Source organism: Mycobacterium sp. UM_Kg27, from assembly GCF_000972905.1.
GTDB lineage: Bacteria > Actinomycetota > Actinomycetes > Mycobacteriales > Mycobacteriaceae > Mycobacterium.
In genome coordinates, this window is sequence record NZ_JRMM01000014.1 from 40,719 (window position 1) to 50,255 (window position 9,537).

General features: G+C 66.3%; 9 protein-coding genes. 8 read left to right on the top strand and 1 reads right to left on the bottom strand.

Annotated elements, in window-relative coordinates; all coding sequences use genetic code 11:
- Nucleotides 1–99 precede the first annotated feature (99 nt).
- From LI94_RS04275 to LI94_RS04300, 6 genes are read left to right on the top strand one after another with little or no spacing between them, the layout of a single operon-like run.
- On the top strand, nucleotides 100–942 hold the full coding sequence (locus tag LI94_RS04275) for an enoyl-CoA hydratase (RefSeq protein ID WP_046300391.1): 843 nt from the start codon (nucleotides 100–102) through the stop codon (nucleotides 940–942).
- 14 nt (nucleotides 943–956) lie between these two features.
- The gene (locus LI94_RS04280; protein ID WP_046300392.1) at nucleotides 957–2,207 is read left to right on the top strand and encodes an amidohydrolase family protein; all 1,251 of its coding nucleotides are present in this window, start codon (nucleotides 957–959) and stop codon (nucleotides 2,205–2,207) included.
- 2 nt (nucleotides 2,208–2,209) lie between these two features.
- A complete protein-coding gene (locus LI94_RS04285) occupies nucleotides 2,210–3,823 on the top strand; it encodes an acyl-CoA synthetase (RefSeq protein WP_046300393.1) in 1,614 nt (537 codons plus the stop codon).
- Nucleotides 3,820–4,674 carry an amidohydrolase family protein gene (locus tag LI94_RS04290; protein ID WP_046300394.1) on the top strand — a complete coding sequence of 285 codons (855 nt, stop codon included), beginning with the start codon at nucleotides 3,820–3,822 and terminating at the stop codon, nucleotides 4,672–4,674. The genes LI94_RS04285 and LI94_RS04290 overlap by 4 nt, the downstream gene beginning before the upstream one ends.
- Nucleotide 4,675: 1 nt before the next feature.
- Nucleotides 4,676–5,761, top strand: coding sequence for an acyl-CoA dehydrogenase family protein (locus LI94_RS04295; protein WP_046300395.1), 1,086 nt, complete (start codon nucleotides 4,676–4,678; stop codon nucleotides 5,759–5,761).
- Between the two features lie 13 nt (nucleotides 5,762–5,774).
- Nucleotides 5,775–6,947 carry an acyl-CoA dehydrogenase family protein gene (locus LI94_RS04300; protein WP_046300396.1) on the top strand — a complete coding sequence of 391 codons (1,173 nt, stop codon included), beginning with the start codon at nucleotides 5,775–5,777 and terminating at the stop codon, nucleotides 6,945–6,947.
- Nucleotides 6,948–6,954: 7 nt separating this feature from the next.
- Here LI94_RS04300 and LI94_RS04305 read toward each other — a convergent pair whose 3' ends face one another.
- Entirely contained in the window at nucleotides 6,955–7,776 is an 822-nt protein-coding gene (locus LI94_RS04305) for a helix-turn-helix transcriptional regulator (RefSeq protein WP_046300397.1), read from the bottom strand.
- 25 nt (nucleotides 7,777–7,801) lie between these two features.
- Between LI94_RS04305 and LI94_RS04310 the strand changes: the two genes are divergently transcribed.
- Both LI94_RS04310 and LI94_RS04315 read left to right on the top strand, forming a co-directional pair.
- Nucleotides 7,802–9,064, top strand: coding sequence for an amidohydrolase family protein (locus LI94_RS04310; protein WP_046300398.1), 1,263 nt, complete (start codon nucleotides 7,802–7,804; stop codon nucleotides 9,062–9,064).
- A 4-nt stretch (nucleotides 9,065–9,068) separates the two neighbouring features.
- A partial coding sequence (locus LI94_RS04315; RefSeq protein WP_046300399.1) for an SDR family NAD(P)-dependent oxidoreductase occupies nucleotides 9,069–9,537 on the top strand: 469 nt, incomplete at its 3' end.

Consider the following 9,537-nt stretch of genomic DNA (forward strand, 5'->3'; position numbering starts at 1 on the left):
CTCTGACCTGCTGGCACGCGGCGTTCCAGCGGCTTGCGGAAGACGCTACTGAAAGGTATACAGTAAGAACAATTTCCGGTGGGCTGCGGAGGAGGATCGATGACCGCTGCCGACGACGGCACGCTGATCCAAGCGGGCCCCATTGGGGACTCCGCCGTGCGCTACGACGTGCGCGACGGCGTCGGGGTGATCACCTTCAACCGCCCGCAGCGGCTCAACGCCTGGGGGCCGGACATCGCCGCCGGCTTCTATGCCGCGATCGATCACGCAGAGACGGATCCTGCGGTGCGCGCGATCGTGGTGACCGGCAGCGGCCGGGGCTTCTGCGCCGGTGCCGACCTGGGGCCCGCCACCGGCTTGGAGAATCCCGATGCCGACACCGCGGGCACCGATGTGGCCCAGGTGGTCGGGGATCGTCCCCCGCATTTTCTGATCGAACTGCGCAAACCCGTGATCGCGGCGATCAATGGCTCCTGCGCCGGGATCGGGCTCACCCACGCCCTGATGTGCGACGTCCGATTCGCCGCCGCCGGAGCGAAATTCACCACCGCCTTCACCCGGCGCGGGCTCATTGCCGAACACGGGATCACCTGGATTCTCCCGCGACTGGTCGGCTGGGGCGCGGCGATGGACCTGCTGCTGTCCGGACGCACCTTCCTTGCCGAGGAAGCCCGCGAGCTCGGTCTGGTCAACCATGTCGTGGCGCCCGAGCTGCTGCTGGAACGTGCCGTGGACTATGCGCGCGACATCGCCGCCAACTGCTCACCGGCATCGCTGGCGGTGATCAAAGGTCAGGCCTACCGCGATGCGCTCGACGACGTCGCCGCGGTGAGCGCGCGTGCCGAAACCCTGATGTATGAGTCGTTGTCGCGGCCCGACCTCATCGAGGGAATCACCAGCTTCCTTCAGAAGCGACCGCCGAACTTCCCACCTCTCAGTTAAGAAAGGTTGAGCGCATGAGTGCCGCAACTGAACGGCTCCCGTACTTGGCCGTCGACGTCGACAACCACTACTACGAACCGCTGGACGCCTTCACTCGACACCTCCCCAAGGAATTCCGCAGCCGCGGTGTCCAGATGGTGCAGGACGGCAAGCGCACCCTGGCGGTGTTCGGCGGGGTCGTCAACCACTTCATCCCGAACCCGAACTTCGATCCGATCATCGAACCCGGCTGCCTGGATCTGCTGTTCCGCGGCGAGATTCCCGAAGGCGTCGACCCGGCGTCATTGATGAAGCTCGACCGGCTCTCCGACCATCCCGAATACCAGAACCGCGACGCCCGCGTGCAGGTGCTCGACCGGCAGCGGCTGGAGACGGTGTTCATGCTGCCGACCTTCGCCTGTGGCGTGGAGGAGGGGCTCAAGCACGACATCCCCGCCACCATTGCGTCGGTGCACGCGTTCAACCTGTGGCTCGACGAGGACTGGGGCTTCGACCGTCCCGACGGCCGCGTGATATCCGCACCGATCATCTCGCTGGCCGACCCCGAGAAGGCGGTCGAGGAAGTCGAATTCGTGATCGGCCGCGGCGCCAAGCTGGTGTGTGTGCGCCCGGCGCCGGTGCCCGGCGAGGTTGCGCCCAGGTCTCTCGGTGATCCGGTGCACGACCCGGTGTGGGCGCGCCTTGCCGAGGCGGGCGTCGCAGTCGTGTTCCACCTGTCCGACTCCGGTTACATGGCGATCCCGGCGTTGTGGGGCGGCAGCGGTGTGTTCAAGGGATTCGGCAAGCGCGACCCGCTGGACATGGTGATCATGGACGATCGCGCGATCCACGACACCATCGCCTCGATGATCGTGCACCAGGTGTTCACCCGTCACCCCAAGCTCAAGGTGGTCAGCATCGAAAACGGGTCCTACTTCGTCTACCGGCTGATCAAGCGGTTGAAGAAGTCGGCCAACAACGCGCCGTACCACTACAAGGAAGATCCGATCGAGCAGCTGCGCAACAACGTCTGGATCGCCCCCTACTACGAGGACGACGTGAAGCTACTGGCCGACACCATCGGCGTCGACAAGATCTTGTTCGGTTCGGACTGGCCACACGGCGAGGGGTTGGCCGACCCGACCACTTTCACCGCCGACATCCCGCAGTTCCCCGAGTTCAGTGCGGAAGATACCCGAATGGTAATGCGGGACAACGCATTGACTCTGCTGGGTGATCCGAACCGTACTGCACCGGGCGTCGCCCACCTGGCAGCTTCGGTCTGACGGTGGGCGAATGGACCCTCGGCGCGGTCCTCGACGCGATCGCCGAGACCGTGCCCGACCGGGCGATGACGATCTGCGGGGACCGGCGCAGCACCTTCGTGCAAGCCGCTGAGCGCACCCGCAGGCTGGCCAACTACCTGGCCGGCCGCGGATTCGGCGCCCAGCGGGAACGACCGCAGTTGCGCAACTGGGAGTGCGGTCAGGACCGGGTCGCGCTGCTCATGCACAATGACCTCTATCCCGATATGGTGATCGGCTGTCTCAAAGCCCGCACGGTGCCGGTCAACGTCAACCACTACTACACCCCGGCCGAGGCCGGTGAGCTGCTCGACTATCTGCGTCCCCGAGCCGTGATCTACCACGCCAGCCTCGAGACGAAATTCGCTGACACGCTTCGCGGATCCGGCGCCGAGCTGCTGATCCGGATCGACGACGGTGTCGCCGGCCTCGGACTCGACGCGGTATCGCTGGACGATGCACTGGCGCAGGGCAATACCGATCAGCCGGTGACGCCGTCCCCGGACGATCTGCTGATGATCTGCACCGGGGGAACCACCGGGCGCCCGAAGGGCGTGCTGTGGCGACAAAGCGACATCTACGTGTCGTCGATGGTCGGTGACGACCACGCCTCCGCGGCGGAGATCCACCAGAAGGTGCAGCACGCCGGAGCGCCCTGGTTCGCGTTGTCGCCGCTGATGCACGCCGCCGGACTGTGGACCGCATTCTCGGCGATCCTGAACGGTCAGACGGTGATCCTCAACGACACCCGCACCAGGTTCGACCCCCGTTCGGTGCTGGAAACCGCCGCGCGGGAGAAGGTCGGATTGATGACCATGGTGGGCGACGCCTACGCCGCGCCACTGGTCGCCGAACTCCGCAGGGGTTCCTATGACCTGTCTTCCTTGCACTCGATCGGAACCGGCGGTGCCGCAACCAATCCGAAGTACCAGGCGGCGCTGCTCGAACTGCTCCCGCAGATCACCCTGATCAACGGGTACGGCTCCTCGGAGACCGGCAATCTGGGCTTTGGGCGCAGCCAGCGCGATGCGCGGCGTGACACCTTCGATCTGCGGACCGGGGGATCGGTGGTCTCGCAGGACCGCACCCGGTTTCTGGAACCCGGTGAGGCGGAAGTGGGTTGGGTGGTGCGGACCGGCCGGATCCCGCTCGGATACTTCGACGACGCCGACGCGACACAGCGCACCTTCGGCGAGATCGACGGCCAGCGAATGGTGATCTCGGGCGATCGCGCCAGCATCGAGAAGGACGGCACACTGCGGCTGTTCGGCCGCGACTCCCTGGTGGTCAACACCGGCGGGGAGAAGGTGTTCGTCGAGGAGGTCGAGGACGTGCTGCGCGCTCACCCGGGGGTGGCCGATGCGCTGGTGGTGGGCCGACCGAGCGAGCGCTGGGGCGAAGAGCTGGTCGCGCTGGTTGTCCCGCTTGCAGATTCGGTCGCCGGCGATGAGCAATTGCGCGCACACTGCCGATCGGTGCTGGCGGGCTTCAAGGTGCCCAAGGCATTCATCACGGTGGCGCAGGTGCGCCGGCTGGGCAATGGCAAGGCCGACTACCGCTGGGCCAAACGTCAGGTGAATGAGGTGAGTACGGCATGACCGAGCAGTCACAAGTCATCGATTGCCTGGTGAACGTGCACTTCGGCGAGAACGAACAGCCGTCCTGGATGGTCAGAACTCGCGAGGACTACTTCAAGGGGCCCGAGTCGATGTTCGCGCCGGTCGACATGTCGGCGCTGCTTGACGAGATGGACGCCCACGGCGTGGCCAAAGCCGTTTTGATGGACAACCTGGTCAAGCCGTCGGTTACCGCACGAAAGTTCGTCGAAGCCCGGCCAGACCGGTTCGTGCTGGCAATGGGCGGCATGAACTTGCTGCGTCCGGTGCCGGCGCTTCGGGAGTTGAGTGCCGTCGTCAACGACCTTCCGGTGGTCTACGCCGTTGTGGGACCCAGCTTCTGGGGCGACGGCCAGTATCCCCCCAGTGACGCGGTGTACTACCCGCTCTACGCCAAGTGTGCTGAACTGGATCTGCCGCTGAGCGTCAACACCGGCATTCCGGGGCCGCCGATCCCGGGTGAGGTGCAGCACCCGATCCACCTGGACCGGGTCTGCGTGCGCTTTCCCGAACTGCGGCTGTGCATGATCCACGGTGCCGACCCCTGGTGGGACGTCGCGATCCGGATGCTGATCAAGTACCGCAACCTACGGCTGATGACCTCGGCCTGGTCACCGAAACGTCTGCCGGAAGCTCTGCTGCACTTCATGCGCACCCGGGGCGCCGGGAAGGTCATCTTCGCCTCGGACTGGCCGGTGCTGCGGATGGACCGAGTGGTGCCGGAGGCGCGTGCTCTGGACCTGCCGCCCGACGTGCTCGACAAGTACCTCTACCGCAATGCTGCTGACTTCTTCTTCGCCGAACGCGGCACCGTATCCGAACAGGAGAGCTGAGATGGATCGTTTCGAACTGCGCAGGTTGGACTACAGCCTGACCGAGGACCACGTCGCGTTGCAGGCTGCCTACAGGCAGTTCTTCACCACGCACTGCGGAATCGAAACAGTGCGTGCCGCAGAGGAATCCGGGTTCGACAAGAACCTGTGGGAGCGGCTGTGCGCGATGGGTGCCACCACCATGGCATTGCCGGAGTCGGCCGGTGGTGACGGCGCCACTCTGGTCGATCTCGTGCTGGTCGCCGAGGAGATCGGTCGATCGCTTGCGCCGGTTCCCTGGATCGACCAGGTCTGTGCCGCGCGCCTGTTGGGCCGCCTCGGCTGGTTGGCGCAGGACGCCGGCGACGCCTCCGACATTGTGAGCGGGGCTCGACTGATTGCGTTCGACCCCCACCAGGAGGCCACCGCCGGGCCCCGACTGCTGCCGACCGGTTCGATCGCCGACACGATCATCGTCCGTGATGGCGATGCAGTGGTGCGACTTTCCTTCGCCACCCGGCCGGCTCGGGTCGACAACATCGGCCGGTTGCCGATGGCCTGGGTCGACCCGGCCGACGCCGACGCGGCGACCGTGCTGGCCAGCGGACCTCAGGCGCTGGCGGAATATCAGCGGGCACTGGATGAATGGCGACTGCTGACGGCCTCCGCGCTGGTCGGGATGGTGGAGCAGACCATGACCATCGCCGCGGAGTTCGCCAAGACCCGCTACACCTTGGGTGTGCCGATCGGCACTCTGCAAGCGATCTCGCACCCGCTGGCGAATATGGCGATCACGGTGGCCTCCGGACGCAACCTGGCCTACCGGGCCGGCTGGTTCATGGACAACGAGCCCGATGAGCGTCCGGAACTGGCGGCCTCGGTCTTCGTGTTCATGGCAGAGGAAGCCGCCAAGGCCGCCACCATGGCGGTGCATATTCAGGGCGGCCTGGGCGTGTCAGCTGAAGCCGCGGCCACCGCCTACCTGGTCCGGGCTCGCGGCTGGCCACTGGCCGGAGGTGACCCCGGAGCCACCGCCTGCCGCATCGGAGAAATCGTCGCCGTTCGTGAAACAGCCGCCCGTGAAACCGCCACCTGCGCAGCCGAATAGGAAACCGAACATCATGGACTTCTCACAACCGCAGCTGACCGATGACGACCTGGCTTTCCGCGAGGAGGTGCGCACATTCCTGGCCACCCATGTGACTGAGGACGTCAAGCGGCGAGATCGCGAGACCGGGGACAACTTCGACGAGGTCGTTCACCTGGCGCTCGGCGCCGCGGGTTACCTGGAGGCGGAATGGAAATCCGAGGCCGACGGCGGCTTCCCGCGCGTGCGCCGACGCATCTGGGAACTGGAGAAGCGCCGCGCCCACGTGCCCTGGGTCACCTGGGGAACCACGGCGATGGTCGCCCGGTCGGTTGCCTCCTTCGGCTCGCCCGAGCTGTGCGAGGAGATCCTGCCCGGGGTCTTCAGCGGCCACATTCGGCTCTGCCTGGGCTACACCGAGCCCGAAGGCGGTTCCGACGTCGCGACGTGCAAGACCCGCGCGGTGCGCGACGGCGACAGCTGGGTCATTAACGGCTCGAAGATGTTCACCACCGGCGCGCACAACTGCCAGTACGTCTTTCTGATCACCAACACCGCTCCGGATGCCCGGAAACACAAGAGCCTCACCATGTTCCTGGTGCCGTTGAACACTCCGGGGATCGAGATACAGGGCCTTCGCACCGTCGACGGCGATCGCACCAACATCGTCTACTACAGCGACGTCCGGGTCGACGACAAATACCGGCTCGGCGAGGTCAACGGCGGCTGGACGGTGCTGCGCGAGCCTCTCAACGTCGAACACGGTGCGGTGGACGCTAATCCTGATGGATTGCAGGACGTCTCGATCATGATGCACCAGGCGAACTTCATGGCCGTAGCCGTCGACAAGGCGGGCGAGGTGGCCGGACGGTCGGGCAGCATCGCGGATCGTTCGGTGGCCTACCGGCTGGGACGGGCCGCCGCTCGGGTGGAGGCGTCCCTGTCGGCTCCCTCCATTTTCGGACGGGTGGCACTGGCGCAAGCCATGCGCGATGTCTCACCGGACCTGATGGATCTGCTCGGAAGCTCTTCGGCGCTGCCGATCGACACCGACGGTGCCATCGACGGCGGGGCGTCGGACTACATCTTCCGGTTCGCTCCACTGGTCGGCATCTACGGCGGGACCCTCGAAGTGTTCCGCAACATGATCGCCCAATACGTACTGGGTCTGGGCAAACCGAGCTATGCCGCGCCGGTAACTGAATAGCCGGTGGTCACGATGGTGCGCTGATCCTGCGGTGGTAGCTCGATGGCGCCTCACCGGCGAAGCGGGTGAACGCCCGGGTGAAGGCGCTCAGGCTCTCGAAGCCGACGGCCGTCGCGGTCTGTTGCACGCCCTGGTCGGGGGCGGCCAGCAGCGCCATCGCCTGCAGCATTCGGGCGTGTAGCAGGTAAGTACGCCAGGACATGCCGATCACCGCTTCGAACTGACGGCGCAGGGTGCGCTCGGAGACGGCGACGGCGTGGGCGACCTCGGCCGCGGTCACCGACGCCAAGTGTTGCTTGGTGTAGACCATGGCCGCGCCGACGATCGGATGATCCGAAGTGGGCAGACTCAGCGGCGCCTCGTGGTCCAGTGCGGCAGAGACCAGGTGCCCCAGGGTGCGGAAGAAGTCGTCGGAGACCACGTCGCCGTCGGCCCGTTCGATCGGCCAGCGCAGCGAATGCAGCATCATCTCCCGGATCAGCGGCGAAACGGTCAGGATGCGGGCCCGGTCGCCGGCGTGGGCGACCAGGTCGGGGTCGAACATCACCGCCACCGTGCGCACCTCGGCACGCATGACGGCCTGATGCTCCAGGCCGGCGGGGATCCAGGCCGCCTGCTGCGGTGGCAAAAGATAGTGCGCCGTGGCGGTCTCGACTTCGACCACGCCACCGACGGCGTACTCGATCTGGTGCAAGTCATGGGAATGCCAGCCGGTGACCAGTTGCCGGCCCTCGTAGAGGTAGCTGCCGGCCCGCGCTCGGCCGCCACGGCGCAGATCGATGTTGGCCGGTTCTGCAAAATCTCTGGCCGAACGCGCGGAGACGGTCACGGTTTTCCAGGGTACTAGTAGAGCCATGAACATCGACGACTTGATCCTGGTCAGCATCGACGACCACGTGGTGGAGCCGCCCGACATGTTCCTCAACCATGTCCCGGCCAAGTACAAGGCGGAGGCGCCGATCGTCGTCACCGATGACAAAGGCGTCGACCAGTGGATGTATCAGGGCCGCCCGCAAGGCGTCAGCGGACTCAATGCCGTGGTGTCCTGGCCGGCCGAGGAGTGGGGCCGCGACCCCGCCGGTTTCGCCGAGATGCGCCCCGGCGTCTACGACGTGCACGAACGGGTGCGCGACATGAGCCGCAACGGCATCCTCGCCTCGATGTGCTTCCCGACCTTCACCGGGTTCTCCGCGCGCCACCTGAACATGACCCGCGAACACGTCACCTTGGTGATGGTGTCGGCCTACAACGACTGGCACATCGATGAGTGGGCCGGCTCCTATCCGGGCCGCTTCATCCCGATCGCCATCCTGCCGACCTGGAACCCCGAGGCGATGTGCGCCGAGATCCGCCGGGTGGCGGCCAAGGGCTGCCGCGCGGTCACCATGCCCGAACTGCCGCACCTGGAGGGCCTGCCCAGCTATCACGACGAGGAGTACTGGGGCCCGGTGTTCCGCACGCTGTCGGAGACCGGCGTGGTGATGTGTCTGCACATCGGCACCGGCTTCGGGGCGATCAGCATGGCCCCCAACGCCCCGATCGACAACCTGATCATCCTGGCCACCCAGATCTCGGCGATGTGCGCCCAGGACCTGCTGTGGGGTCCGGCGATGCGCAACTACCCGGACCTGAAGTTCGCGTTCTCCGAGGGCGGTATCGGCTGGATTCCCTTCTACCTGGACCGCAGCGACCGGCACTACACCAACCAGAAGTGGTTGCGTCGCGACTTCGGTGCCAAGCTGCCGTCCGAGGTGTTCCGCGAGCACTCACTGGCCTGCTACGTCACCGACAAGACGTCGCTGAAGCTGCGCCACGAGATCGGCATCGACATCATCGCCTGGGAATGCGACTACCCGCACTCGGACTGCTTCTGGCCGGACGCCCCCGAGCAGGTGCTCGCCGAACTGGAGGCCGCCGGCGCCGACGACGCCGACATCAACAAGATCACCTGGCAGAACTCCTGCCGGTTCTTCGGCTGGGATCCCTTCGCCCACACCGCGCGCGAGCGGGCGACGGTGGGAGCGCTACGGGCGACGGCCACCGATGTGGACGTGTCGATCCGGCCGCGCGCCGAATGGGCACGCCGCTACGCCGACAAGCAACTGGCGCAGGCCTAGCGCAATGGTTTCCGTGATCACCGGTGGTGCCGGGGGGATGGGGCTGGCCACCGCGAAGATCGTCGGTCGCGAGCAGCCGATCGTGCTCTGCGATGTCCGCCAGGACCGATTGGACGCCGCCGCGGGAGTGCTGCGGGAACTCGACGTGGTGACCGTGCACTGTGACGTCACCGATCGCGACGCGGTCGCCTCGCTGTTCGACACCGCCGCCGGAATCGGACCCGTCACCGCGGTCATCCACGCCGCCGGGGTCAGCCCGAGCATGGGCGACGCCGAGTACGTCATGCGGACCAATGCCGTGGGCACACTCAACGTCAACGAGATCTTCTTCCGTGTGGCACCCGAGGGCGCCGCGATCGTCAACGTCGCGTCGATGGCCGCGCATCTGCTGCCCGAGGAGCTGATCCCCACCGACCGATTCCCGCTGGCGCTGCGGGATGTTCACGGGTTCACGCAGGCCATGGCTGCGGTCT